20 protein-coding genes and 2 pseudogenes are annotated in these 25,989 nt (G+C 60.2%); 12 read left to right on the forward strand and 10 right to left on the reverse strand.

Going from position 1 to position 25,989, the window contains the following annotated elements:
- Positions 1 to 157: 157 nt before the first annotated feature.
- Positions 158 to 943: a Mu transposase C-terminal domain-containing protein gene (locus AC0KW6_RS00925; protein ID WP_474033836.1), complete on the reverse strand. Its 786-nt coding sequence runs from the start codon at positions 941 to 943 to the stop codon at positions 158 to 160.
- A 101-nt stretch (positions 944 to 1,044) separates the two neighbouring features.
- On the opposite strand from AC0KW6_RS00925, the gene AC0KW6_RS00930 reads away from it, so the two are divergent.
- The 3 genes from AC0KW6_RS00930 to AC0KW6_RS00940 are packed head-to-tail and all read left to right on the forward strand — an operon-like array spanning position 1,045 to position 5,849.
- Complete coding sequence (locus AC0KW6_RS00930; protein ID WP_474033837.1) at positions 1,045 to 3,645, forward strand: type I restriction endonuclease subunit R; 2,601 nt, start codon at positions 1,045 to 1,047, stop codon at positions 3,643 to 3,645.
- A gap of 50 nt (positions 3,646 to 3,695) precedes the next feature.
- Positions 3,696 to 4,397, forward strand: coding sequence for a M48 family metallopeptidase (locus tag AC0KW6_RS00935; RefSeq protein WP_323780857.1), 702 nt, complete (start codon positions 3,696 to 3,698; stop codon positions 4,395 to 4,397).
- A gap of 57 nt (positions 4,398 to 4,454) precedes the next feature.
- Positions 4,455 to 5,849, forward strand: a complete 1,395-nt coding sequence (locus AC0KW6_RS00940; protein ID WP_474033838.1) for an HD domain-containing protein — start codon at positions 4,455 to 4,457, stop codon at positions 5,847 to 5,849.
- Positions 5,850 to 6,009: 160 nt separating this feature from the next.
- Here AC0KW6_RS00940 and AC0KW6_RS00945 read toward each other — a convergent pair whose 3' ends face one another.
- Positions 6,010 to 6,321 (reverse strand): ETC complex I subunit, encoded by a 312-nt coding sequence (locus AC0KW6_RS00945; RefSeq protein ID WP_323780853.1) that lies wholly within the window; start codon positions 6,319 to 6,321, stop codon positions 6,010 to 6,012.
- A gap of 82 nt (positions 6,322 to 6,403) precedes the next feature.
- Positions 6,404 to 7,090: a glutathione S-transferase family protein gene (locus tag AC0KW6_RS00950; RefSeq protein WP_474033839.1), complete on the reverse strand. Its 687-nt coding sequence runs from the start codon at positions 7,088 to 7,090 to the stop codon at positions 6,404 to 6,406.
- An 86-nt stretch (positions 7,091 to 7,176) separates the two neighbouring features.
- Between AC0KW6_RS00950 and AC0KW6_RS00955 the strand changes: the two genes are divergently transcribed.
- The 3 genes and pseudogenes from AC0KW6_RS00955 to AC0KW6_RS00965 all read left to right on the forward strand — a co-directional run.
- Positions 7,177 to 7,617, forward strand: a complete 441-nt coding sequence (locus AC0KW6_RS00955) for a MarR family winged helix-turn-helix transcriptional regulator (RefSeq protein ID WP_474033840.1) — start codon at positions 7,177 to 7,179, stop codon at positions 7,615 to 7,617.
- Positions 7,618 to 7,715: 98 nt separating this feature from the next.
- Complete coding sequence (uvrB, locus tag AC0KW6_RS00960; protein WP_474033841.1) at positions 7,716 to 9,914, forward strand: excinuclease ABC subunit UvrB; 2,199 nt, start codon at positions 7,716 to 7,718, stop codon at positions 9,912 to 9,914.
- 326 nt (positions 9,915 to 10,240) lie between these two features.
- Positions 10,241 to 10,393 (forward strand): annotated as a pseudogene (locus AC0KW6_RS00965) (transposase); the annotation flags it as partial.
- Between the two features lie 288 nt (positions 10,394 to 10,681).
- Here the strand turns inward: AC0KW6_RS00965 and AC0KW6_RS00970 are convergent.
- Both AC0KW6_RS00970 and AC0KW6_RS00975 read right to left on the reverse strand, forming a co-directional pair.
- A pseudogene (locus AC0KW6_RS00970) lies at positions 10,682 to 11,719 on the reverse strand (IS110 family RNA-guided transposase).
- 200 nt (positions 11,720 to 11,919) lie between these two features.
- Entirely contained in the window at positions 11,920 to 14,817 is a 2,898-nt protein-coding gene (locus tag AC0KW6_RS00975) for a beta strand repeat-containing protein (RefSeq protein WP_474033842.1), read from the reverse strand.
- A gap of 839 nt (positions 14,818 to 15,656) precedes the next feature.
- On the opposite strand from AC0KW6_RS00975, the gene AC0KW6_RS00980 reads away from it, so the two are divergent.
- From AC0KW6_RS00980 to tig, 3 genes are all read left to right on the forward strand, one after another.
- Positions 15,657 to 16,775, forward strand: a complete 1,119-nt coding sequence (locus AC0KW6_RS00980) for a porin (RefSeq protein ID WP_323783433.1) — start codon at positions 15,657 to 15,659, stop codon at positions 16,773 to 16,775.
- A gap of 366 nt (positions 16,776 to 17,141) precedes the next feature.
- The gene (locus tag AC0KW6_RS00985; RefSeq protein ID WP_323783431.1) at positions 17,142 to 18,260 is read left to right on the forward strand and encodes a porin; all 1,119 of its coding nucleotides are present in this window, start codon (positions 17,142 to 17,144) and stop codon (positions 18,258 to 18,260) included.
- A gap of 194 nt (positions 18,261 to 18,454) precedes the next feature.
- The gene (tig, locus tag AC0KW6_RS00990; RefSeq protein ID WP_474033843.1) at positions 18,455 to 19,786 is read left to right on the forward strand and encodes a trigger factor; all 1,332 of its coding nucleotides are present in this window, start codon (positions 18,455 to 18,457) and stop codon (positions 19,784 to 19,786) included.
- Positions 19,787 to 20,109: 323 nt separating this feature from the next.
- Here the strand turns inward: tig and AC0KW6_RS00995 are convergent, their stop codons facing one another.
- The 4 genes from AC0KW6_RS00995 to rpsF all read right to left on the reverse strand — a co-directional run bounded on the left by AC0KW6_RS00995 (position 20,110) and on the right by rpsF (position 22,393).
- On the reverse strand, positions 20,110 to 20,580 hold the full coding sequence (locus AC0KW6_RS00995; protein WP_474033844.1) for a transglycosylase SLT domain-containing protein: 471 nt from the start codon (positions 20,578 to 20,580) through the stop codon (positions 20,110 to 20,112).
- A gap of 576 nt (positions 20,581 to 21,156) precedes the next feature.
- Complete coding sequence (gene rplI, locus AC0KW6_RS01000; RefSeq protein WP_323784436.1) at positions 21,157 to 21,771, reverse strand: 50S ribosomal protein L9; 615 nt, start codon at positions 21,769 to 21,771, stop codon at positions 21,157 to 21,159.
- Positions 21,772 to 21,783: 12 nt separating this feature from the next.
- Complete coding sequence (rpsR, locus tag AC0KW6_RS01005; RefSeq protein WP_005982441.1) at positions 21,784 to 22,011, reverse strand: 30S ribosomal protein S18; 228 nt, start codon at positions 22,009 to 22,011, stop codon at positions 21,784 to 21,786.
- Between the two features lie 28 nt (positions 22,012 to 22,039).
- A complete protein-coding gene (gene rpsF, locus AC0KW6_RS01010) occupies positions 22,040 to 22,393 on the reverse strand; it encodes a 30S ribosomal protein S6 (RefSeq protein ID WP_323784438.1) in 354 nt (117 codons plus the stop codon).
- 318 nt (positions 22,394 to 22,711) lie between these two features.
- Between rpsF and AC0KW6_RS01015 the strand changes: the two genes are divergently transcribed.
- The 3 genes from AC0KW6_RS01015 (at position 22,712) to AC0KW6_RS01025 (ending at position 24,520) form a co-directional block, all read left to right on the forward strand.
- Positions 22,712 to 23,245 (forward strand): hypothetical protein, encoded by a 534-nt coding sequence (locus tag AC0KW6_RS01015; RefSeq protein ID WP_474033845.1) that lies wholly within the window; start codon positions 22,712 to 22,714, stop codon positions 23,243 to 23,245.
- A 154-nt stretch (positions 23,246 to 23,399) separates the two neighbouring features.
- On the forward strand, positions 23,400 to 23,978 hold the full coding sequence (locus AC0KW6_RS01020; RefSeq protein ID WP_474033846.1) for a YceI family protein: 579 nt from the start codon (positions 23,400 to 23,402) through the stop codon (positions 23,976 to 23,978).
- Positions 23,979 to 24,196: 218 nt separating this feature from the next.
- Positions 24,197 to 24,520, forward strand: a complete 324-nt coding sequence (locus AC0KW6_RS01025) for a hypothetical protein (protein ID WP_474033847.1) — start codon at positions 24,197 to 24,199, stop codon at positions 24,518 to 24,520.
- A 178-nt stretch (positions 24,521 to 24,698) separates the two neighbouring features.
- Here AC0KW6_RS01025 and AC0KW6_RS01030 read toward each other — a convergent pair whose 3' ends face one another.
- On the reverse strand, positions 24,699 to 25,964 hold the full coding sequence (locus AC0KW6_RS01030) for a cytochrome b/b6 domain-containing protein (protein WP_474033848.1): 1,266 nt from the start codon (positions 25,962 to 25,964) through the stop codon (positions 24,699 to 24,701).
- Between the last annotated feature and the right edge of the window lie 25 nt (positions 25,965 to 25,989).

The following is a 25,989-nucleotide window of genomic DNA, read 5'->3' on the forward strand; positions in this document are numbered from 1 at the left end:
ACTTTGCCCCGATTTACACAGTTTCTGTAAATCGGGGCAAAGTTGTCTCCGTGATGCTAGAAAAGCATCATGATTCCAATGGTTTAATTTCGACCATTCCGACCTTGGAGCAAGGATCTCGCGAAAATCGGGGTAAGATCGTGCGAAGCCTAGGAAATTAAAAAGGAAAAGCCCGCCGAAGCGGGCTTGATCTCCAGATCTGCGATACGTGTTCAGGAGGCGGTTTTCGCGGCGACCAGGGAGGCGACGTCGACAACGATGGATCCGATTCCTGTCCGATCGGGGTTTCGGAATGCCTGGATCCTTCCTTCGAGAATTTCGGCGAAGAGGCAGGTGTGGTGTCCGATTGATCGCTGTAGCTGGCGGTATCGGTGTCGGGCGCGTCATCGAGATCGCCCATCAGGTCGCGGTGCTTCCCGGCCTTGCGGCGCCGCTCTGTCGTGTCCGCATGGCGCATGAAGCGCTGGGTCTCATAGTTGAGGTCGTCTGTGGTTTTCGGCAGAGTGATGAGCCCGAGCAGGCGCTTCAGGCGATAAGACTCGCGATTGGCACTGTTGATCCAGTTCCTGCGCTTGCGCTTCTCAACGTCGTCCTCATCGTCCTCATCGGCCTCTTCGGCCAGTTCGGCGATCAGATCGAAGTCAGTCTTACCGATCCACTTCTCATTGCATGCCGGCACGGTCAGCCAGGGGCCGCTGTCCGCGCGTATGGAGATGGCACCGATATCCCCGTCCCAGCGCAGGATCTCGACGTCATCTACCTTCTCCCGCAGGAACATCGTCATGAGCGCGTCAGACTGGTAGTCGATGTGGCGAACCCGAACGCCTTTCCGGGACAGCTTGCGGCGTGCTCTCACGCCGAAGACCTCGCGCATTTCGGCGCTCGTCAGCGACCTGGGGGGACATTCCTTGCGCGCCTTTTCCCACGCCTTGGCTGGGGTCATGCCAATCCCGTCATGTTTCCTGGTGTGATAGGCGTCCACAACCCAGCGCACGAGCCAGCACAGAAATGCTTCGAGCGTTAAAGAGGCGCGACCAGGCCCGCGTGGGCTGCATCGGTGCGGGGCTGGAGCATTATGGCCAGTGGAAGACAGTGGTAGGGCCGGATGGCTCGGGCTCCGAAGACGACGTGATCGCGGCACTGGGCAAGAAGGGCCTGTCTAAGCAGGAGCGCCTTGTCGCGGGGATGCTGCGCCCTGCGCATCTGCTGGATATCTTGCGGCATTACCTGCTGTTCATGAACGTGGGCGGCCAGACCATCAAGACCGTCTGCCGATACCAGCAATACCGCGCGGTGAACCGCGCGCTAGAACGGCTGCGCAGCGGCAAGACGCGGGTGCAGAATGGAGAGTATGACCGCCGTGGCGGCATTGTCTGGCACACGCAGGGTTCGGGCAAGACCCTGACCATGGTGTTCATGATCCGCAAGATGCGGACGGATCTGGCGTTGCGGAAGTTCAAGGTGATCATGGTCACCGACCGTAAAGACCTGCAGCGGCAGTTGTCGGAGACGGCGACGCTGTCGGGCGATGTGGTCGAGATGGCGACGAGCAACGGGTCGCTGAAGAAGCTGTCCAAGCGCAAGGGGCCAGGTCTCGTCTTTGCCACCATCCAGAAGTACCGGACGGACAAGGACGTGGCCGAAGTCACCAAGGGACCAGCCTTCGAGGTGCTGAATGAGGATGAGACAATCGTCGTTGTCGTGGACGAGGCGCACCGGACCCAGGCGGGTGACTTGCATGCGAACCTGATGGCGGCCTTGCCGAACTGCGCACGGATCGGCTTTACCGGCACGCCGATTGTCATGGGCGAGAAGAAGCGGACCACCCAGATCTTTGGCGAGTTCATTGACAAGTACACGATTAAGGAAGCCGAGGCAGATGGTGCGACCGTGCCGGTTCTCTACGAGGGCCGTACAGCCGAGGGTGCGGTGAAGGACGGTGCGACTCTGGACGGACTGTTCGAGGACATGTTCCGCGGCCGCACGGATGAAGAGCTGGAAGCGATCCGAAAGAAATACGCAACCAAGGGCCACATTCTCGAGGCGCCGGCGCTGATCGCCGAGAAGGCGCGCGACATGCTGCGGCACTACGTGACCAACCTCTTGCCAAATGGATACAAGGCACAAGTGGTGGCCTCCAGCCGGACCGCCGTTGTCCGGTATCAAGCCGCGTTCCTTGTCGCCCGCGATGAGTTGATGGTAGAGGCAGCGGCTTTGTCGGACCGTGACAAGGCGATGGATGACGCAGAGCTTTGCACCAAGTCAGAGAAGCTTCAGGCGTTGGTGCAGGCCTGGCGGTATCGGGACACGTTCGAGAAGATCGAGTTCGCCGCGATCATGTCGGGGGGTAACAACGATGATGCCTCATGGAAGCAATGGACTGAAGGGGCGGCACAAGAAACACGCATAAAGCGCTTCAAGAAGCCCTTGTTTCATAAGGATGCGACCAAATCGGATCCACTGACCTTCCTGATCGTCAAGTCGATGCTGCTTACCGGCTTCGATGCTCCCATCGAAGGCGTGATGTATCTCGACCGTTCCATCCGTGAGGCCGAATTGTTGCAGGCGATCGCCCGGGTCAACAGGACAGGCTTCGGAAAGACATGCGGCATCGTGGTCGACTATTTCGGCGTGGCCCATCATCTGAAAGCTGCCTTGGCGGCCTATTCCGATGAAGATATCGATGGCGCCCTGGTCAGCCTGAATGACCAAATTCCAGTGCTTCAGGATAGGCATATTCGCGTCGTGGACATTTTCCGAAGCGCCGGCTTGGATGACATTTCGCACGACGAGGATTGCCTACAGGTGCTCTCTACGGAGAAAGCCAGAGCGGAGTTTACCGTCAAGCTCAAGGATTTCCTGAAATCACTTGAGATCATCCTTCCTCGCCCAGAAGGTTTGCCCTTCGTCCAGGACGCCAAGAGACTTGCATATTTGCAGGCACGCGCCCGCAATCGGTATCGCGACATCCCGGTCATCGGCGCGGATATCGGTGCCAAAGTGCGGAAGCTGATTGACGATCACGTCATTTCGCTCGGCATTGACCCGAAGATCCCGCCTGTTCAGCTTACAGATGCAGAATTCTACAATCAGGTTGGACAAGCCGGAGGCGGCCGAGCCAAGGCATCGGAGATGGAGCACGCGATCCGCTCTCATATACGCAAAAACCTCGAAACGGACCCGGTCCGTTTCAGGAAAATGTCGGAACGACTGAACGACATTCTGAATGGCTTTGGCCAGCAGTGGGATCAGATCATCGAACAGTTGCAAGCCATCATTGACGAGCTTCGTGGCGAAGCCAGCGATCATGATGAAGCCACGCCGGATATCCCCGAAATTTACCGTCCCTTCCTCCGTACCGTCCTGGCGGCGAGTTCTGCAGATGAAAACACCTCGGCTGACCAGCTTCGAGCTTTGCACGAGGTGACACGAAATGTTGTGGATCGCATTATTGAGGAAGTCTGTGCAAATCGCTCATTGTGGAACAGCTTCAAGATGGCAGATCAGGAAAATCTCAGATCGGAGATCTTCGAGATCATCTTCGACGCGCAAATTCACGGGTTCGCCGTCGACGAGGCGGAAGCCCTTGCAGATCAGCTGATGCAGCAGGCGAAAGCCAACGACGACAAACTGAGAGCAGCCTGATGTCCAAGCTGCCTATGACGCCAATTCGGAGCGGTGGAAAGCCAGCTCGAATGAGCGAGCATAGACTGGAGATCGATGGTCTTACCTTCAATGTCCATCGTAGTGATCGACGCAAAACCATGCAGATCACTGTGGAACGTTCCGGCGACCTGTCGATTGTTGCACCTTCGAGTGTTGCCGCTGATCAACTGGTCAGCTTCGTGGAGGAGAAGCTGGTATGGATCCATACCAAGGTTGAAGAGAAAGCAAGGCTCCAGCAACGCGCCCCAAGGAAGGAATTCGTCGAGGGTGAAGGCTTCTTGTACCTTGGCCGGAGCCACCGGCTGAGGCTTGTCGATAACCAGCTGGTAGACCTCTCCCTGAAGAACGGCCGTTTCTGCCTTCGGCGAAGCTCTATCCACCGGGGGCGGGGCATTTTTGTCTCATGGTATACGCGACGAGCCCAACAGTGGTTCGAGAAGCAGGTTGCAGAGCTTTCCAACCGCATGGGTGTGACTGTGCAGGAGGTCAAAGTTCAAGATCTTGGCTTCAGATGGGGGTCTTTCGGTACGGACGGTCGTGTTTCTTTTCACTGGAAGGCAATCCTTCTGCCTCCAAGAATTGCCCAATACGTTGTGGTGCATGAATTGGCACATGCTCATCACCCAGACCATTCAGCAAATTTCTGGATAAAAGTGGAACAACATCTGCCAGATTGGCGCTGGCGAAAGACTTGGTTGGCGGAAAACGGTATTCAGGTTGAAGGCCTGTGATGCCCCTGATTGTGAGACGCGAGAGCATTGGAAAGGTATAGATTTGGCTAAAATTAAATGATCAAGGACCCGATACATGTTGCGGTCGAATTCGAAGGAGATTTCGAAAACTCCCTTAAGGACATGCTTTCAGATCAGTTCTTTCAAAGATTGCGCCGTGTAAAGCAGCTTGGATTTTCGGACTTTGTTTTCCCTTCGGCGACCCATTCTCGGTTTGCGCATTCTCTCGGAGTTTACGCCGTGGCAAAGCGTATACTGAAGGTCGTCGAGCCGGAAGTAAAGCGGGGTAAATGGTCCCAAAAGGGCCAAGCTTGCTTGGCAGCAGCGCTATTGCACGATGTCGGTCACGGAATGTTCAGCCATGCATTCGAAAATGCCGCAAAATTATATCTTGCCGAAACCGACAGTGTGTCGGCTCAAGGCATTAAAGAAGCAGCTGACCATGAGAGGGTCACCAGCCGAATTCTGACCTCTTCTTCTATTCAAGCAAAACTCGTCAGCATCGGCGGGGATGAATTCCCTCAGCTCGTTGCCGACATGATCGACAAGAAGGATAAAAGCTGCATTTACACTTCCATCGTCTCAAGCCAGTTGGACGCCGACAGATTAGACTACGCGGTGCGCGATCCGTACTTTGCTGGCGTGTCATCAGGCGGGATTGATCTAAATTGGCTAATGAGAAATCTCCAGGTGGGGAGCGGGCCGAAAGGGCAATTTCTGTTCGTGGACAGCAAGGCCTACATTTCCATGGAGCAATTCACGGTAACGCTGTTTCAACTGTATCCGACAATTTACCTCCACAAGAAGACTCGCGGTCTTGAATTCCTATTTTCAAAACTGCTGTGTCAAGTCTTTGAGCTTGTCGAAGACGGCCGAGAAGCCGACGCCGGTATCAGTAGCTCTCACCCGCTTGCGCGGTTCATATCGGAGCCAAGCGATCTCGAAAACGCACTATCTCTCGACGACACTCTTTTCTGGGGCGCGCTCCATCTCTTCCGAAATGCACCAGATGAAACGGTTCGGGTAACCGCGAACGATTTCTTTGAGCGTAAAATCCCGCCAATGGTCGATGCTTGGAAACTTGCGGATGAGCAAATTGCGCGTTCGGGCGCATCCAAAAAAATGCATGCACACGATCGAGTAAAAAGAATTGAAGAAGCTTGCGATCAAGCTTGTAGTGAGGTCCTTACTTCGGAAGATGCAGTATTGCGCGGATGCTATCACGACACCTACAATCGACCGATCTACAAGCCAAAATTTGAAAATGGCGACGCGCAGCAGATCAATGTTAAGGTTGGGGGAGAGTATCTCGATATCGCGGCAATTTCGCCTTTGGTGGCAAGTGCCGCCTCGTTCAACATCCATCGTGTCTACTACGATGAGCGAGTTAACGGTCAGGGCGATGAGCTGACGACACGCTTGCGGGTCGCGCTGGAAAAGGCGCTGAACTGAAGCTTCTTGATGAGCCACAGGAGCTACCGCTCCGACCAGAATGGCTCGCTTCGACAAATAGTATGGGCGCCCATTGGGCGGCCCATATCTTGATCACATCAAGCCTCCGCGACATCCTTGCCCCGGTTCCGAGACAACTTTGCCCCGATTTACAACAGTTTCAGTGGGTCCAGGGGCCGCGGCGGTTGGTGGCGAAATTGTCGCCGTAGCCGCCCGGGCGGATATTGAGTTTGCGCTCCTTGGGCTCGATCACCTGGGCTTTGATGTTTTTATCCTTGGCATACTCCAGGGCCGCTTCCTTGCTGTCAAAGCGCAAGCGGACCTGGGCCTGGGTGTCGCTGGAAGAGGTCCAGCCCATTAGCGGATCTACTTCCCGTGCGCTGGCCGGAGCAAATTCCAGAACCCATTTCCGGGTTTTGGCCATGCCCGAGGTCATGGCGTTGCGTGCCGGCCGGTAAATCCGCGCTTGCATGGGCTGTCTCCCGCTTGAGTCTTAAATCCTGCGCATTTATGCGCCGGATGCAGTTCAGCGGCAAGATGCCAATTGCGCAGCATTAAAGCGGCTTTCCAGCCCCGCGGCAGGCAGTGCGCGCCAGTTCTCCCAAATGGGACTGACGGACACAGAGGAATGCCATCAACCGCGCCGGATAGCCCTCCGGCGGTGCCGCCTGCACCGAAGGCCGTGTCATGACGGCAGCCCGCCAGGTGTCCAAACGCCCCGTCTCCGGTATCAGCGCGAAGTCCCCGATCACATTGAAAGCGTCGAAGTAGCGGAAGACGGTGCCCCAGACCCCATCTACCATATGGAAGGTATCACCGGCAAAAAGCGGCCCTTCGACTTCAGGCGCGATCCGTTCCAGCCTGCCGCGCAGAACCTCGGCAGCACGAGTGAAGGCTGCTTCGTCCGGCGCGTTATAGAGGGTGCCGATCGCCGCCAGCGTGTCCGATCCGAATGCGATCCAGGCCCGGTGCCGCGCGCGTTCCAGCGGATCAGCAGGATGCAGCGAGCCGGCTGTCACCTCATCCAGATACTCCGCGATCACCTGGCTTTCGAACAAGACCCGTCCGCCGGTCAGGAGCACGGGCACACGGCCCAGAGGCGACAATGTCCGGAACCAGCCTGGCTTGTCTGCCAGATCGATATAGGTGCGGCGGTGGGGGATGGCTTTTTCGTCCAGCACAATTACCGCCCGCTGCACATAGGGGCACAGGTGATGGCTGATCAGATGCAAGTCGCTCATGGGAGTCTCCATTAGATGCATATGCATGTAAGTTAGGTGGGGCGGGCTCGCTTGCATGTCAATGCATGTGCATTTACCTTGTTGGAATGAGTTCTCCTGATCCCTTCGATATCTGGCTGCCTCTGGCGCGGGCGCATAAATCCATCCTGGGCACAGTGGAGGCCGCGTTGAAACAGGCAGGCTTGCCCAGTCTGGACTGGTACGACCTCCTGCGTGAGCTGGACCGCGCCGCAGAGACCGGCCTGCGCCCCTATGAGTTGCAGGAAAAACTGCTGCTGCCGCAATATGGCGTCTCGCGCCTGGTGGAACGGTTGGCCAAGGCCGGTCTTTTGGATCGCCGGACCTGTGACGGCGACGGCCGCGGCCAGATCCTGGTGATCACGCCGGAGGGTTCCGCAATGCGCAGCCGGATCTGGGCGGTTTACTGCGATGCCATGCAGCAGGCCGTCGGCAGCCGTTTCAGCCCGGTTGAGGCACAGAGGCTGGCAGAGCTGCTCGGCAAGCTCCTGCAGCCCGCCCGCAGCTGACAAAAAACCGGAGGCAATCGGGCGAAAGCCTGCGCCACCCTCTTGCACAAGAACAAAAACAGACCAAAATCAGCGCCAGCCGCCAACGGAGTCGCCTGATGCCCTATGCCCATTCCGATAAGACCATGCCGATGATGACACAGCGGGCACCGCAGCAGCGGCCCAAGCTGGAAGGCGGCAAGCGGTTTGCGATGCATACCCCGTTTCAGCCCGCCGGCGACCAGCCCACCGCAATCAAGGAACTGTCTGAGGGCGTGCTTGACGGCGAGCGTAACCAGGTCCTTCTGGGTGCCACCGGCACCGGCAAGACCTTCACCATGGCAAAGGTGATCGAGGAGACCCAGCGCCCCGCCATTATCCTGGCCCCCAACAAAACGCTGGCGGCCCAGCTTTATGGCGAATTCAAGGGTTTTTTCCCGGAGAACTCGGTCGAATATTTCGTCTCTTTCTACGACTACTACCAGCCCGAGGCCTATGTGCCGCGCTCGGATACCTACATCGAGAAGGAAAGCCAGATCAACGAGCAGATCGACCGGATGCGACACTCAGCCACCCGCGCTTTGCTCGAACGTGACGACGTCATTATCATCGCATCCGTAAGCTGTATTTACGGCATCGGCTCGGTTGAGACCTATTCAGCGATGACCCAGGACCTGAAAGCCGGTGAAATCTACGACCAGCGCCAGATCATGGCCGATCTGGTGGCCCAGCAGTACAAGCGCAACGATCAGGCGTTCCAGCGCGGCTCCTTCCGGGTGCGCGGCGACACGCTGGAAATCTTCCCAGCCCACCTGGAGGACCGCGCCTGGAAACTCTCCTTCTTCGGCGAGGAACTGGAGGCGATCACCGAGTTCGACCCGCTGACCGGCGAAAAGACCGGCAGTTTCGATCAGATCCGCGTTTATGCGAACTCCCACTATGTGACGCCGAAACCGACGCTGAACCAGGCCGTCATCTCGATCAAGCAGGAGCTGAAAATGCGGCTCGAGCAGTTGGTCGGAGAGGGCAGGCTTTTGGAAGCCCAGCGGCTGGAGCAACGCTGCAACTTCGACATCGAGATGCTGGAGGCGACCGGCCATTGCAACGGGATCGAGAATTACTCCCGCTACCTGACGGGCCGCGCCCCGGGCGAGCCGCCTCCGACCCTGTTTGAATTCATCCCTGACAACGCCATTGTCTTTGCTGATGAATCCCACGTTTCCGTCCCGCAGATCGGCGGCATGTACAAGGGCGACCACCGGCGAAAATTCACCCTGGCCGAACATGGGTTCCGGCTGCCGTCCTGCATGGACAACCGCCCGCTGAAATTCGAAGAATGGGATGCGATGCGCCCGCAGTCGGTCTTTGTCTCCGCCACGCCGTCAAAATGGGAGCTGGAGCAATCCAGCGGCGTCTTTGCCGAACAGGTGATCCGCCCCACCGGCCTGTTGGACCCGCAGGTCGAAATCCGCCCGGTTGACATGCAGGTGGACGATTTGCTGGACGAGGTGCGCCGCGTCACCGCCAACGGCTTCCGCACCCTTGTGACCACGCTGACCAAACGCATGGCCGAGGATCTGACCGAATACCTGCATGAACAGGGGATCAAGGTCCGCTATATGCACTCAGACATCGACACGCTGGAGCGCATCGAAATCCTGCGTGATCTGCGTCTTGGCGCCTTTGACGTGCTGATCGGCATCAACCTGCTGCGCGAGGGGCTGGATATTCCCGAATGCGGCCTGGTCGCCATTCTGGACGCCGACAAGGAGGGCTTCCTGCGCTCGGAGACCTCGCTGATCCAGACCATCGGCCGCGCCGCGCGCAACGCCGAGGGCCGCGTCATCATGTATGCCGACCGCATCACCGGCTCGATGGAGCGCGCCTTGGGGGAAACCAACCGCCGCCGCGAAAAGCAGATCGCCTATAACACGGAACACGGCATCACCCCGGAAACCGTCAAGAAAAACGTCGAGGATGTTCTGGCTGGACTTTACGAGGGCGACGTTGACATGAACCGCGTCACCGCTCAGATCGACAAACCGATGCACGGCGCCAATCTGGAGGCGCATCTGAACGGATTGCGCGACCAGATGCGCAAAGCCGCCGAAAATCTCGAATTTGAGGAAGCCGCGCGTTTGCGTGACGAGGTCAAGCGGCTGGAGGCGGTGGATCTGGCCATATCGGACGATCCGCTGGCGCGGCAAGCGGCGGTGCAGGCCGCCTCTGACGCTGCCGTAAAATCCCGGGGCCGCTCCACGGCGGGCAAGGCCGGGACCCGGGCTTACAGAGGCAAGTCGCAGAAGAAGTTTTCGTGAGTGTTGGGGACGCAGCATAGAGTTGTGCCCGATAACGGCAGGACGCACAAAAGTACCGGCCTGCTGACAGCATTTCGGTAAAACTTAATGACACCGGCTTGCATGTGACTCGCCGGATTTCTGCGCGTATGCGCGGCGGGCGCTTTAATTTATGCCAATGACCCACAATTTTGCACAGCCAATCGGTTTGCACCGGCGCGACATCATAGGAAGTGTTTATCGATCATTCACTTGAGATTTATCCTTTTGCTCTCTGGCGCATAGGGTCAGGATGCATTGATTTTCACAGCGCTGCGTGGTTCAAAGCTCGGAAATGGAGCGGTGACATGAGCGGCTTTTATTGGCTGACCGACGAGCAGATGGCCAGGCTTGCCCCGTTTTCTCCACAGTTGCACGGCAAGCCTCGGGTCGATGATAAAGGGGTGCTGAGCGGAATTATTTTTATCAATCGCAATGGGTTGCGCTGGCGAGATGTCCCCGAACCCTAAGGGCCGCACTGTGAGGCGGGACCGTCGCCCCAGCGGGCGGCGTAAGCCCGGTGAACGCTCCACAGCCGGTGGAAGTGGTATGCCAAGTCCAAGAACGGTACCCGCGTGCCTATCTGAAGAACATCCTCAGACAGTCGTCTGGTGACTAGGGTTCATCCGGCATCATCGGGGACCGCGTCCCGGTCTGGGACCACGGTGAATCAGCGCCCTCAGGCGCGGCCAGTCTCTCTTTGTTGTTTCAACAATTAATGGGGAATAGGCGGTGCAACTGCGCGGACCCTATGCGGCGGCTGTCATAGCCTCGGCGCGCGTGAAGCAGAATTCTGTGCCGTCGCGCCACATGCGGTGCAGGACCATCCCGATGCGGCGCGCCAGCGCAACCGTTGCGCACTTCTTCCCGTGTCGCTTGGCGATAGTCAATGCCCAGGCAGGCAGCCAACTTGGACGGGCACGGTTCAGCATCACCGTGGCCGCTTGGTAGAGCGCCGTACGAAGCCGCGCATCGCCGGCCCGGGAGATTACGCCCAGGATGCCGCGCTCCCCCGGCTGCTCGCGCCTCGGGGTCAAGCCAACCCATGGGCCGACGTCGCGGGAGGATCGAAAGCGATCGGGGGCGTCGATGGCTGCCTTGACCGTCAGAGCCACAAGAGCGCCGACACCGGGCATGAGCATCAGTTGGCGGCACACCGGATCGGACTTGGCATGATCGCGCAGGAGTTTCTCCAACACCGCCATTTCCTGACCAAGCGCACGCCGCGCTGTCAGGATCGGGGGTACGGCAGCTTCCAGCATGCTATTGCCGTCGGCCAGCTCCTGCACCCGTTGCTCGAAGCGCACTTTGGCAACACATCCCATCTTGAGCCCGAAGTTGCGCAGCACACCATTGATCGACAGCTCGAGATTCATAACGGCTTGCTGGATCGCCTTGCGAGAGGACAGCAGGGCGCGCATCTCCTGCGGCGGCATTGATTTGCAATGTACTGGCCGGAACCACCCCATCTGCAAGAGCCGCGCGATACCTTCGGCATCCCGCCAGCCCGTCGTGATCGGCATCGCCTTCAGCGCGCCCTTCTCCTGCCGGGTCTCCATTGGGACGGCAGCAAATCCCGCCTCGGTCAAATGCTGATACAGCCATTGCGACAGCGGCCCGGCTTCAAGACCCGCCCCGACCAAGCTCCTCGGAATTGCCCTCAACACCGCCACCAGTTAGTCCGGTTCGCGCACGGCGGCTGTTTCCGTGATCACCTTCCCTTGGGCCGGCACCACGCAGATCGCGGTGCTTGCCAGAGCAACATCCAAACCGATATACACATTCACGCCGTTGCCCCTTCTTTTGCCAGGATTTCTGGGGCCGCGCCTCACAGCACGACCCCGTTGACACGCCGCACAGCATGCCAGGGGCAACGGCACCTCACATAGCCCAGCCGTACAACTCACGACGCCGAAGATTCGAGCCGGGCCCGATTACGGCATCTGACAACAAGCTCAGGCGTTTTTTGTTTGGGCAAACTTTTCGTTCAGGTGAACAGGAAATGATCTGCGTCGTTCAGTTCGAAGACACTGATGTTCTCGAACAGAACTGCGGTGGACGCGAAGGTCATCACCACGTCATCCCCGGATTGAGTGAAACCGATCTGCTGCAATGAGCCTGCGCCGCGGGTGATTTCTATGACATCAGCACCAAATCCGAAATCCGTGACCGTGTCATTTCCATGATTGCGGCCGAAGACAAAGGTATCGGCTCCAAGCCCGCCGGTAAGAAGGTCGTCACCCAAGCCGCCCTTGAGCGTGTCCCGGCCACTCCTGCCTGAGAGAGCATCATCACCCCGGCGGCCGTAAAGCTGGTCGTTTCCGTGCCCTCCATTAAGGGTGTCAGCGCCTTTCCCGCCATAGAGAAAATCGTCATCCCGGCCACCGGCCAGAAAATCGTCACCGCGCCATCCTCGCAGGCTGTCGAAGCCGGAATTTCCCTCTAGGGAATCATGGCCCCAGCCGCCGATGATGCTGTCTTCTCCGGCGCCGCCCGACAGCACATCATTGCCGTAACGGCCACGTATTTCATCGTCTCCGGAAGTGCCCCCAAGCTCATAATCGCCATAGCGGATCTTGCCCGTGGCAGAGCTCAGGAGGGTCTCGGCCGTGCCGCCTGCGTCAGTGTAGTTAATGCGCACAGAGAGTTGGCTGTGGATGTCCGCTTCTGTCAATTCGTACTGGCTGGATAGGGCGCCTTCTATCACTGCACCATTGCGCAGCCACTGCCAGCTCAAAGCCGCCAGGTCGACGCCATCAGGGTCGAGGTCTGCGGGGATTGTGGCAGTCAGTGTTTCCCCCAACTCCAAGGTGCCGGAAATGGTGATGCTGCCTGCCGGGCCGTCATTGACGTTGGTCACGGCCGAGGTCCCGGCGCTGGTCACGCTTTCGCTGGTTCCTTCGCGATCGGTGTAGCTGGCTTCAACCGTGATTATGGCCCCGACATCGTCCTGGGCCAGCGTATAGACGCCGCCGGTGGCACCGGCGATGTCCGCGCCATCCCGCTGCCACTGGTAGGTGATTGCACCGATCCCGTCCTTGTCGGAGAGAGTGTTTGAGACGGACAGCTCTTGGTCCTCGGCGGCGGTGCCGGAGATAGTGACGCTGCCGTTTGGCCTGGCATTGACGTTGGTCACAGTCCGCGTCCCGGCGCTGGTCATGCTTTCGGCGGTGCCCTCGCTGTCGGTGTAGCTGGCGACAGCGGTGATCACCGCGCCGACATCCTTCTGGGTCAGCGTATGGGTGCTGCCGGTGGCGCCGGAGATGTTCACCCCGTCGCGCTGCCACTGATAGGTGATTGCGCCCAGCCCGTCCTCATCGGCCAGGGTGTTGGCAGCTGTCAGGGTCTGCCCTTCGGCGGCGGTGCCGGAGATGGTGACGCTGCCGGTCGGATCGTCGTTGACGTTGCTCACAGTGGCGGTCCCGGCGCTGATCACGCTTTCTGCGGTGCCCTCGCTGTCGGTGTAGCTGGCGGCAACGGTAATCACCGCGCCGACATCGTCCTGGGTCAGCGTGTAGGTGCCGCCGGTGGCCCCGGCGATGTCAACGCCGTCGCGCTGCCACTGATAGGTGATTGCGCCCAGCCCGTCCTCATCGGCCAGGGTGTTGGCAGCTGTCAGGGTCTGCCCTTCGGCGGCGGTGCCGGAGATGGTGACACTGCCGGTCGGATCGTCGTTGACGTTGCTCACAGCGGCGGTCCCGGCGCTGGTCACGGCTTCGGCGGTGCCTTCGCTGTCGGTGTAGCTGGCGGCAACGGTAATCACCGCGCCGACATCGTCCTGGGTCAGCGTGTAGGTGCCGCCGGTGGCCCCGGCGATGTCAACGCCGCCGCGCTGCCACTGATAGGTGATTGCGCCCAGCCCGTCCTCATCGGCCAGGGTGTTGGCGGCGGTGAGGGTCTGGTCCTCACCCGCGGTGCCGGAGATGGTGACGCTGCCGGTCGGATCGTCATTGACGTTGGTCACGGCGGACGTCCCGGCGCTGATCACGCTTTCTGCGGTGCCTTCGCTGTCGGTGTAGCTGGCGGCAACGGTAATCACCGCGCCGACATCGTCCTGGGTCAGCGTGTAGGTGCCGCCGGTGGCCCCGGCGATGTCAACGCCGCCGCGCTGCCACTGATAGGTGATTGCGCCCAGCCCGTCTTCATCGGCCAGCGTGTTGGCGGCGGTGAGGGTCTGGTCCTCACCCGCGGTGCCGGAGATGGTGACGCTGCCGGTCGGATCGTCATTGACGTTGGTCACAGCGGACGTCCCGGCGCTGATCACGCTTTCTGCGGTGCCGCCGCCGTCGGTGTAGCTGGCGGCAACGGTAATCACCGCGCCGACATCGTCCTGGGTCAGCGTATAGGTGCCGCCGGTGGCCCCGGAAATGTTCACCCCGTCGCGCTGCCACTGGTAGGAGATGGAGCCCAAGCCATCAGGGTCGGCGATTGTGTTGGATGCGGTCAGGGTTTGGTCTTCGGATGCCGTCCCCGAAATCGAAACAGAACCGGTGGGAGAGCTGTTCGTTGCTGGCATGTAGAAGCTGGAATAGGCATACTGGCTTACGGACGAACCGGATGCAACGGTATAAGCCGTGCCGTCCATAAATGCGTTGTACGCCGTGGCGTCGAGCGGCACGACAATTCCGCCTGAGGCTCCGACGCCCGACATCCACACGGCTTGGCCACCGGTACTTAATGTGAAGACATACATTGAGAAAGGGCCATCATAGGCTGTAGAGCCGGATGGGATGCCGGTAAAAGTGAACTCGGTAGACGCGCCGACGTCGACCGTCGAGTTCTCATCTCCGATGATCGCATCACGTGCGCCTGTGAATGTTTGGGTGTCGCTGGAGAAACTGCTCCAGACACTTTCCCAAGTGGCAAAAACAACAAAATCAGACATTTGTAACTACTCACTGCAAAAAGTTGAATGTGATGAAGCAGAGGTAAATCCTCTGCCATGCCGGATGATCACTGCGTCACAAGCGGGTCCGCTTTCTTGACTGCAGTGAACGGGTCAATGCCGTGTGAGACACTGCATGTGGGCCGAAAAGACGCGCCTCGAAAGTCGCCGCAGGCGTAAGGGGCTCTGTGACGAGCACTGTTAAGGAAAGTGGAGAGGGGGGCATTGCACGCTCCTTATACGTAATTCCGTATCTTCTCTTCCGCACGGGCATCCGCGGGATCGAAAGGCGTGGCAAGGAACAAATGCAAGTTTTCCAAACGCCAGCGCACCTCGTCCAGTTGATGGCGAGTACGTGATCACGGCGTTCGGACCAAGCTGGGTAAGCTGGGCATATCGGCAGGCTGGATCAGGCCTGTCAGTCTTCAAACAGTGAAAGTGCTGCACGTTCGCCAGCCGGAAATCAAGTTCACAACTTAAGTTTTTCTCAAGGGTTGGCCGCCGGCGATTTTCCATTTTACTGTTTCGTGCTTTGTTCTGATAATGTCTTGTAAAATTTCTGGCCCAAACCCACTGAAAACAAGCCATTTTCGTGAATTTAGCTTCTGGCGCCGCAAGGCGTGGGGGGCAAGTCGCCTCCCCCGCACCATTCACATCTTCAGCGTTCAAACGCGAATGTTTCCGCTTACAAGCGGGAGAACCTGACTGCGATATTATTGCGCTTCCGGTCGGGGATTTCCCGCCGGTTCGGCAAGGAATGTGATATACTTGCTTCGGGCAGGCCGCGGGCAGCGGCTGCTAGTGTGTTCACCAGTTATCAGATGCAAGGGAGGGTTGTCGTGAGACATCTTCTTTCACTTTCAGCAGCGGCTGCGGCCGGGCTGTGCGTCGCGGGGCAGCCGGCTTCAGCGGAACTGAAATACTCCGGCAATTCCGGCGGCTCCGTCGAGATTTACGGTCATTTGAACCCGGCCATCATTTCTGTCGACGACGGCCAGCAGAGCGAAACAAATGTGCTGGACAATGATCTGTCCCGCTCCAGGGTCGGGCTGCGGCTGATGCAGCCGTTCGGCAGCAATACCTTCGGGTTCCGGTTCGAAACCGGGCTTGGCTTTCCGAATTCAACGGAAGTGAACCAGTTCGGATCGAACTACAGCGGCTGGACCCGGGCCGACCTGCGCCACGTGGATTTCTGGCTGGAGGGGAGCTGGGGCAAGTTTTCCGCAGGGCAGGGCAGTATGGTCGCCGACGGGGCGGCTGAGACGGACCTGTCTTATGTCGGCACTGCACTGTATTCTTATACCGCTGATGCCAATGCCGGATTTCTGATCCGGGACACAGCCGGAGCGCTGAGCGGGCCGGCCGTGGCCAGCGCTTATGACAATCTCGATGGCTCCCGCCGGGGCCGGATCCGCTATGACACACCGGACTTCAACGGCTTCTCTGCCGGGGTTGCCTGGGGGAAGAATGTTCTCTCTTCAGCGGATGATGCGGATTATTATGACATTGGCCTGTTTTACGGGCAGGACTACGGCTCAACAGCCTTCAGCGCCTCATTGGCGTATCAGGTGCGCGACAATGCCGGGGCTGAACGGTCGGATGTACTGGGCGCGGCCTCGGTGCTTCTGGACAATGGCCTCAGCTTCACAGTTGCGGGCGGCACCCGGGACGATGACGCAGCCGGCGCCAGCGACCCAAGCTATTACTACGCCAAGATCGGCTATGAAGATCAGTGGTTCAACTGGGGCAAAACCGGTGTCGGCGTGCATTATTATGACGGCGAGGATTTCAATGTCACCGGGTCCAGCGCCAAGGGCTGGGGGATCGGGGCGGTCCAGAAGGTCGAAAACCTTAATACCGATATCTACCTCACCTATCAGATGTATGAATATGAGGACGCGGCAGCGACCTATCAGGATCTGACCACCTGGGTTCTGGGCGCGCGCTGGAAATTCTGACCCTGCGCGGTGCAGCGCACTGAAACGCCGCGGGTGACCGCGGCGGTTTCTGCCGCTGTCCGCGGCGCCGGTCTGTGCAAAAATGACCATACTGCTGAGCGTATGCGCAGGGTTGCAGAAATTGCATGCCCCCTCTGAGTCCGGCGCGCGGCTGAATGTGACCTTCATCACCTAACGCATTGTCCGTAAGCGGTTTCTTGCAAGATGCGAATGTGGATAGGCGGAAATCCGCCTATCAATTTTCCCTGGTCTGAGTTTGAGTTTTCAACCCTGAATAGACGAAAAATCACGTGATAGCCCCTGGTTCAGGCAGCAGTCTCAGGGATGGAGAGACGTGCTGCAGACGGAACAGGAGACTCGAGGATTATGAGCACAAAATTTGCAGCGCGCGCAGGCGCTGCCTCGCTGGCCGCCGCTCTGGCAGCCCCGGCTTTTGCGGGACCCACTTACACCAATGACACCGGCGGCAGTTTCCGCTGGTACGGTCAGTTCAACCCCACCTTCCAGTCGTTCGATGACGGCCAGGAAGACTTCAACCGCCTGACCGACAATGCCGCGTCCAACTCGCGGATCGGCTTCTGGCTGGAGCAGGCCTATGGCGACAACACCCTGCGCTTCAACTTCGAGACCGCCTTCGGCTTCCGCAGCTCGGACGGCGTGAACCAGCTGTCCACCGGCGACAACGTCAGCTGGGACCGCACCAACATCCGCCATGTCGACTTCCAGTTCGACACCGCCCGCTACGGCCGCTTCTCGGCAGGTCAGGGCTCGATGGCAACCGATGGCATCACCGGCGCCGACTTCTCGGGCACCGGCCTTGGCGCGTCCAACTCGGTGGCGGATTCGGCCGGCGGATATGCGTTCCGCACCAGCGGCGGCGCCCTGAGCGGCGTTGATATCGGCGATGCCTTCACCGACCTGGACGGCAGCCGCCTGGGCCGCGTCCGTTACGACACGCCGGAGCTGGCGGGCTTCACCCTGTCGACCTCTTACGGCACCGATATCCTGAAGGACGCAAACGACCGCGAAAGCTATGACGTTGCCGTCCGCTGGGCCAACGACGACGCGGCCGGCTTTGCCATCGACACCGGCATCGGTGCGGCCTGGACCGAAGAGACCGGCAAGGCTGACCGCCGCGACATCTCCGGCTCCTTTGCCGTGCTGCACAAGGCCACCGGCCTGTCGCTGAACGTCGCCGCAGGCGAGCGCGACATTGCAGGCACCTATGCTTATGCCAAGCTGGGGTATAAGGCGGATCTGATCGCAGCCGGCTCCACCGCGTTCTCGGTCGACTACTACGATGGTTCGGACATGGTCACCGCCGGTGACAGCGCCGAGTCCTGGGGAGTGGCCGCGGTCCAGAAGATCGACGCGCTGAACGTCGAAACCTATCTGGCTTACCGTGACTATTCCTATGCTGATACCAGCGCTGCAACCTATCAGGACGCCAATGTGATCCTGGCCGGCGCACGCTGGAAGTTCTGACCTTCCCTCCCTCGGTTTCAGAACGGAAACACGCCCCTTTGCGGGCGTGTTTTTCTTTGCGCGGCCCGGAAATCCGCGCGATTGCGCTCGAAACCGGCAATGCCTCTTGCGCCGGGGCGCCGGGGGAAATAGAAGACCGCAAATTGTCTGGGGGCGCCTGCGCGCACGCGCCCCGAATCTCTATGGGGTATAGGATGCAGGTCACCGAGACGCTGAACGAAGGTCTGAAACGCGGCTACGCCATCACCGTCACGGCTGCCGAGCTGGACGAGAAGGTCAACGAAAAGCTCGTCGAAGCGCAGCCGGAAGTCGAAATGAAAGGTTTCCGCAAGGGCAAAGTGCCGATGGCGCTGCTGAAAAAGCAGTTCGGCCAGCGCCTGATCGGCGAAGCCATGCAGGAAGCCGTCGACGGCGCCATGAACAAGCACTTCGAGGACAGCGGCGACCGCCCGGCGCAGCAGCCTGACGTGAAGATGACCAACGACGAATGGAAAGAAGGCGACGACGTTAACGTCGAGATGTCCTATGAGGCACTGCCGGAAATCCCCGAAGTCGACTTCTCCGGCGTTGAGCTGGAAAAGCTGGTTGTGAAGGCTGAAGAAGAAGCTGTCACCGAAGCGCTGACCAGCCTGGCCGACACCGCCAAGGAATTCGAAGCCCGCGAAGACGGTGCGGCTGCGGAAGACGGCGACCAGGTTGTGATCGACTTTGTCGGCCGGATCGACGGCGAAGCCTTTGAAGGCGGCGCAGGCGACGACTACCCGCTGACCCTTGGCTCCAACTCCTTCATCCCTGGCTTTGAAGAGCAGCTGATCGGCGCCAAAGGCGGTGAAGAAAAAGACGTGACCGTGTCCTTCCCGGAAGAATACGGCGCCGAGCACCTGGCCGGTAAAGAAGCCGTGTTCTCCTGCACCGTAAAAGAGGTGAAAGCCCCGAAAGCGGCCGAGATCAACGACGAGCTGGCCACCAAATTCGGTGCGGACGACCTGGACGCGCTGAAAGCCCAGATCACCGAGCGTCTTGAAGCCGAATACGCCGGTGCTGCCCGCGCGGTGATGAAGCGTGCGCTGCTGGACAAGCTGGACACTCTGGTCTCCTTCGACCTGCCGCCGTCGCTGGTCGAGGCCGAAGCCAAGCAGATCGCGCATCAGCTGTGGCACGAGGAAAACCCGGAAGTCGAAGGCCACGATCACCCCGAGATCGAGACCACCGACGAGCACAACGCCCTGGCCGAGCGCCGGGTGCGCCTGGGCCTGCTGCTGGCCGAGCTGGGCCAGAAAGCCGAAGTTGAAGTGACCGACGCCGAAATGACCCAGGCGATCATGGCGCAGGCGCGTCAGTATCCGGGCCAGGAACGTCAGTTCTTTGAATTCATCCAGCAGAACGCTCAGATGCAGCAGCAGCTGCGGGCGCCGCTGTTCGAGGACAAGGTTGTCGACCACATCATCGAGCAGGCGAAAGTCACCGAGAAAGAAATCTCCAAGGAAGATCTGCAGAAAGCTGTCGAGGCGCTGGACGAGGAATAATCCTCTTTTGCCCTCAGCGTTACGGAAAGGCCGCCCTTGGGGCGGCCTTTTTCGTTCGGCCAGGCGCCGCAGCAGGACCCGATCCAGCGATTATAAAGGAATGGATAGACGGCCAGCCATCCCGCTGCGGGAGGTACAGCAGGAACAGCAGGAACAGCATGCCATCAGTAGAACGGCAGTCCGTTAGAATCCTGCGAAAACTCCGGCTGTTTCACGGCGGCAGGCTCCCGCCTGTCCTTGATGCCTGTCTGTGACAGGCACCGCGTCCCGTTGGGCCGGGAAGCGCCCTGCCGGGCGCTGCCGCCGCATGCTGCACCGGGAAATCAGGGCCGCAGGCCGGTTTCCTTGAGCATGCCGCGGCGCTTGGCCTCGTGGTAATAGCCGCGGGAGTAATGCTTGACGGCCTGGGCCTGGCTGCCGTCGGCGATCAGCCAGGCGCCGCGCAGATATTTGACGGAATATTGCAGGTTGGTATCGGCATTCAGCAGCTCCTTGGGCTTGCCCCGGAACCCCATCGAGCGCGCGGTGGCAGGGAGGATCTGCAGCAGCCCGTAATAGGGCTGGTTCACCGCATGCGGCCGGTGGGTGCTTTCGCGCACTGCCAGCCGGTGCACCAGGCTGCGCGGCACCTCGTAATGATCGGCCCAATAATTGATTTTCTGCCGCAGTTCGGGCGTTTCATTGGGATAGAGCGGCGGCGTCTGCCGGGCCGCCTCGGGCGGCGATACCGTGCCTGCGCAAGCCGTCAGAACCGCGGCGGCCAAAATTGATATCAGAATGTTACGGCGCGTCATGCGGCCTCCGAAAGTGGTTGCTCGGCTGCAGCTTACCCGCATCGCCGCGGGCTGCAACGGCGCCGCGCGGCCGACCGGCAGGGAACCGCCAATTCCATTGGATTTCGACCGCACAACCGGGCCTGCGCTGCCCGCATCCGACTGGATCAAACTTTAATCATTAGACATTTGTTAAATATGGTTTCCTACAACATATTGGGGATGTTCATTGAGGCAGAAACAACCCTCAGGGCAGTTAGCCCCTTACGCCTGCGGGGCTGCTGACCAAATCGGGCAGAGGGGGCCGCGGCTGTTTCCCAACTTTTACGCGGCCCCTATACTCTCCGGACTGTCAATGTGAACACCGTTGCACCTGCGGTAACGCACAGGGTGGCGGACCCGCAGATCACCGGGAGGCCGCAGTGCTGCGGGCAGTTGAGGATCATCGGGTAATGGCTGCCCGTATCCTCGATCGTTCCGGATATGGGGCAGGTGCATGCGCCTGCAACTTAGATCGGGTTGTCCAACCGTTGAGGCAGAAAAGAAAAAGGCCGCTCAATCGAGCGGCCTTTTCCGGATTTTCCTGATCCGGCTGGATCAGTTGGTTTCTTCGCCGGCGGCATCGGCAACCGGCGCGCCGTCATCGTCGTCAGACGCAGCGGAACCGATATCGTCGAACAGTTCGGAGATCTCGTATTCAGCAGCGGCTTCCTCTTCGGCGGCCATCTCCTGGATCGATTTACCCGATGCCTGCAGTTCAGCTTCTTCAGCCGAGCGGGCAACGTTCAGGCTGATAACAGCTTCGACTTCCGGGTGCAGTTTCACGGAGACAGTGTGCAGGCCGAGGTATTTGATCGGAGCGATCAGGGCGACCTGTTTCTTGTCAACGGAGAAACCGTCCGCGGTTGCGGCATCGGCTGCGTCGCGCGGGGTGACCGAGCCGTACAGCGCGCCCGCGTCCGATGCGGAGCGAATCACGATGAACTGCTGGCCGTCCAGCTTTGCTGCCAGAGCCTCGGCCTCTTTCTTGGTTTCCAGGTTGCGCGCTTCCAGCTGCGCTTTCTGGTCCTCGAAAGATGCGATGTTGGCTTCGGAAGCGGTTTTCGCCTTGCCCTGCGGCAGCAGGAAGTTGCGGGCGAACCCGGGCTTCACGTCAACGACGTCGCCCATCTGGCCCAGCTTTGCAACGCGTTCAAGAAGGATAACTTGCATGTGCTTATCTCCTTACTTCACAGCGTAGGGCAGCAGGGCGAGGAAGCGGGCGCGCTTGATCGCACGGGCCAGCTCACGCTGCTTCTTGGCCGAAACGGCGGTGATGCGCGAAGGCACGATCTTGCCGCGCTCAGAGATGTAGCGCTGCAGCAGACGGGTGTCTTTGTAGTCGATCTTCGGCGCGTTGTCGCCCGAGAACGGGCAAACCTTGCGGCGGCGGAAAAACGGTTTGGCTGCCATGATTTAGCGTCCTTTTCTCAAGCTAGGATCAGCGGCGTTCGCGACGGGTGTCGCGTTCGTCGCGCTTCTGCATCTGGACCGAAGGGCCCTCGCCATGCTCGTCGACCTTGATGGTCAGGACGCGCATCACGTCATCATGCAGACGCATCAGGCGTTCCATTTCCTGAACGGCGGCCGACGGTGCGTCGGTCTTCAGGAAGGAGTAGTGCCCCTTGCGGTTCTTGTTGATCTTGTAGGCCATCGTTTTGACGCCCCAGTACTCCTGCTCGACCAGCTTGCCGCCGTTGTCGGACAGAACAGCACCGAAATGTTCGATGAGGCCTTCAGCTTGCGAGTTGGACAGGTCCTGACGCGCAATCATGACATGCTCATAGAGTGGCATGCGAACTCCTGTTTGTGTCTAGGCGCATTTCATAGACCGGGCATCAAAGCTTCCGCTGCCTGGTCACGAGAGGCTGCGCGGATCGAAAATGTCGCGGAAGCAGGGCCTCCTATACAGGCTGCGGCCGAAAGAGCAAGGCAAAAGGGCGGTTCCACACGGCCGCCCGCCGCCGCCGCCGCAATTCCGCAAGCCCGCCGCATTCAGGCCTCAAAACAGGTCTTCACTTCTTAACGAAGCCTTAACGCGGAGACCAGCCGCGGCACCGGAGCACCCGGAACGGGCAGCTTCAGAAAGGCCAGCTTCAGAAAGGGCAGTCTTATGGCAGTGACAGATCAAACCCCGCCGCAGTTGACCCGCGCCCATATGGCCTATGGCTTTGATGCCATGGCACGCGCGATGCCGCTGCGCCTGCGGCTGGAAGCAAACTGGAAGCTGCGTGTTGCCCTTCTGCGGATGCTGGGGGCGGCAATGATCCTCAGCTCCACCGGTCTGTGGCTGGTTCCGGGTGCTGGCGCAGATCCAGACATGAACCTGATCCGGTTCGGCATCTCGGTGGTGTTTCTTCTGACCGGGCTGGTGCTGATGACGGCGCATGATCCCGGCAACCGGCCAGAGGCGTGCTTTGACCCGGTGCGCCGCGAGCTGCGGCTGCTGCAGACCGGCAGCCGGGGCCGTTCCCGCACCGTCTTGCGCCGCAGCTATGACACCTTGGGCGGGGCGCGGCTGACGGCGGTGTCGGTGCAATTGCACGAGACCGACGGCAGCCTGCTGATCGAGCTGCCCATCGGTTCCGCCGCAATGCGCAGCCAGCTGCGCGACCAGCTCAGCGGCGCGGTGCGGATCCTGACCTGACCCGCATTCACGATTGCGCGAGGCCATAGCGCCGGCCTGTCCGGCGGGTTTTGTGTTCGCCCGTTCACAGGTAGTGTTGGTATTTGCGGGCTTCCCTTTCGGGGGCATGCGCCGCATCTTTTGCCCAATGATTTATTCTGACGGAGCTTTCCTCATGAAAACGACCCTGTTCGCTGCCGCCCTGGTTGCCGCTGCCGCAACCGGCGCTGCCGCAGCCCCCGAGAAATACGTGCTGGATGCCGCCCACAGCCAGATCCTGTTCGATTACAATCACCTGGGCTATTCGACCACTTACGGCATGTTCGCAGGCTTCGAGGGCGAGATCATGTTCGACCAGGAAGATCCGGCGGCCTCCAGCGTGTCGGTGACCATGCCGCTCAGCATGATGTTCACCGGCTGGCAGGCCCGGTTCGACCACTTCATGACCAAGGATTTCTTCGAGGCAACCGAGGACGAGACCGTCAGCTTCACCTCCACTGCGATCGAGGTGACCGGCGATAACACCGCGAATATCACCGGTGATCTGACCCTCAACGGCGTAACCAAATCCGTGGTGCTGGATGCCAAGCTGAACAAGGCCGGCGAGCACCCGATGGCGAAAAAGCCCTGGGCCGGGTTCGACGCCACCACTACGGTGCTGCGCACGGACTACAACCTGGGCCAGTTCGCGCCTTTCGTCAGCGACGAGGTGAACATCAAAATCTCGGTCGAAGCGATGAAGGCCGACAGCTAAGGCTCAGCCGCCGCTTTGAAAGACGTGCCGCCAGCTCCCCCGGGGCTGGCGGTTTTTTTTGTTGCCCCGCCGCCAAACCGGCCACCATGCCTTTCGCCAGGCCGGCCATGGGTCCGGTGCGGCGCCTCCCCAAAGCGTGACCGGAGTTCATTGGTGTTTTCCCGGCCGCTGCGGCAGGCTTGAACCGGCCCCTCCGGCCGCTTATGAAAGGAGGCATCATGTTTCGCCTGGGCTACTTCGTGTCAGCCGGTGCGGCGTTAGCGCTCGCTGCCAATCTGGCATTCGCAAGGCCGGCTGCCGCCCATGATTCAGGCCGCGATGCGGCCCGCGCCATTGCCGGGCTGATCGCTCTCGGTCTCATCGTCAAAACCCTGAATGACCGCAATGACCGCCACCGCGGCTATACCCAGTCGTATCAGCCGCGCAGCTATTACCGGCCTTATCGCGGCCACGGCCATTACGCGGGCCGCCTCCGGACCCATGACCGCGGCATACACCGCCACCGCTCCCGCCACGGCGGCTATTACCGGCACCGTCACTGACACCGGCACTGAAACGGCCACTGACTGTGACAACCGGATGCGGCAAAACCTGCTGCGCAGCGCCAGGCCGCTGCAGAACGCCGCAGCGCCGCGCGTCAGCGCGGCGCCCGGCCCAAGGCTGGAAAAGGGATCAGCCCGCTGATCACCGCCAGGCGCGGGAGCGCGCCGGCGGTGCGGATCAGTCCGCCCGGACCGCCTCCAGTTCCACCGGCACCTCCACGGCAAACCCCAGCGAGCTTTCATCCGGCAGGCTTTTGCCAATGCCGAAATCAAGCCGGTTCAGGGTCAGCATTCCAGCCATCTTTGCGGTGTTCCCCTCCAGCTCCAGATCAAAGGGCAGGGTGACCGGCACTGTCTGGCCCTTGATGGTCAGGGTGCCCGCCGCCTGATACCCCTCAGCCAGCTTTTCGATATCCGCCTTGAACAGGGCGGCCGGGAAGTTGGAGCTGTCAAAATAATCCGCCCCCATCGCCTGACCGGCAACCGACCCCAGTTCCAGCGAGGGAATCGATACGGTCACTTCCACATTTCCTGCCGGACCCGGCGCGGCAGGTTCTTCAAAGCTGATCACCGCATCCCACTCGCCGAAGCTTCCGGAAACGACGCTGCCCATCTGGGTGACGGACAGGCCCAGGGTGCCGGTCTGCACAGTCCAGCCGCCCCCGGCCGCAGGGCCCGCAGCCACGACAGGGGCAACGGTGCCCTCCGCCCCCGATTCCCGTTCCTTGGCCTGGCTTTGATCCTGGCCGCCATAGACACCGATCATTGCGCCACCGCTCAAGGCACCGGCCCAGACCGCCAGCGCCGCCAGCAAAGGCACCAGGCTGTGGGTTTGCGCGGGCGGCTGCGGCAGGTCTGCGCGGCCCGGCAGCATCCGGCGCAATGTGGCGTCGCGGTCGATCACATGATGCTTCAGCGCCCCGGCAACATGCAGCGCCAGCGAGGCCCCCAGCGTCCAGACCAGCACCCAGTGCACGCCGCCAAAGAAAGCGGCCGCCGCCTCGGACTTCGGCACAAACGGCAGGCTCTGCCCGAACGGCCACCAGATCGGCGCAAAGCCGGTGGTCGCGGCGTGATGGATCCAGCCCGACAGCGGCACCGCCACCAGCGAGCCGTAGAGCAGCCAATGCACCATCTCCGCCGCCAGCGCCTCGGCCCTGCGGTCCGGGTGCAGCAGGCCGGGCTTCGGCTGGCTCAGCGCCCACAGGATCCGCAACAGCGCGGTAAAGAACACGGTGACGCCCAGCGTCTTGTGCAGCGAAAACAGCAGCGTGGCCCGTGCGATCACCGCCTGGCTGCCGTCAAACCCCGGGCTTTGGATCTCCTGCGCCAGCCCGTTGGCGAAATAGCCCAGCGGAAAGGCCGAGAAGATCAGCAGCGCGGTCAGCCAGTGGAAGGTCTTGGCGATGCTGCCATAGCTTTGAAAGGTGTTCTGGCGGGGCATAGGGCTGCCGGTCCTTTTTGTGTTC

This window comes from Leisingera sp. SA215 (genome assembly GCF_055902035.1).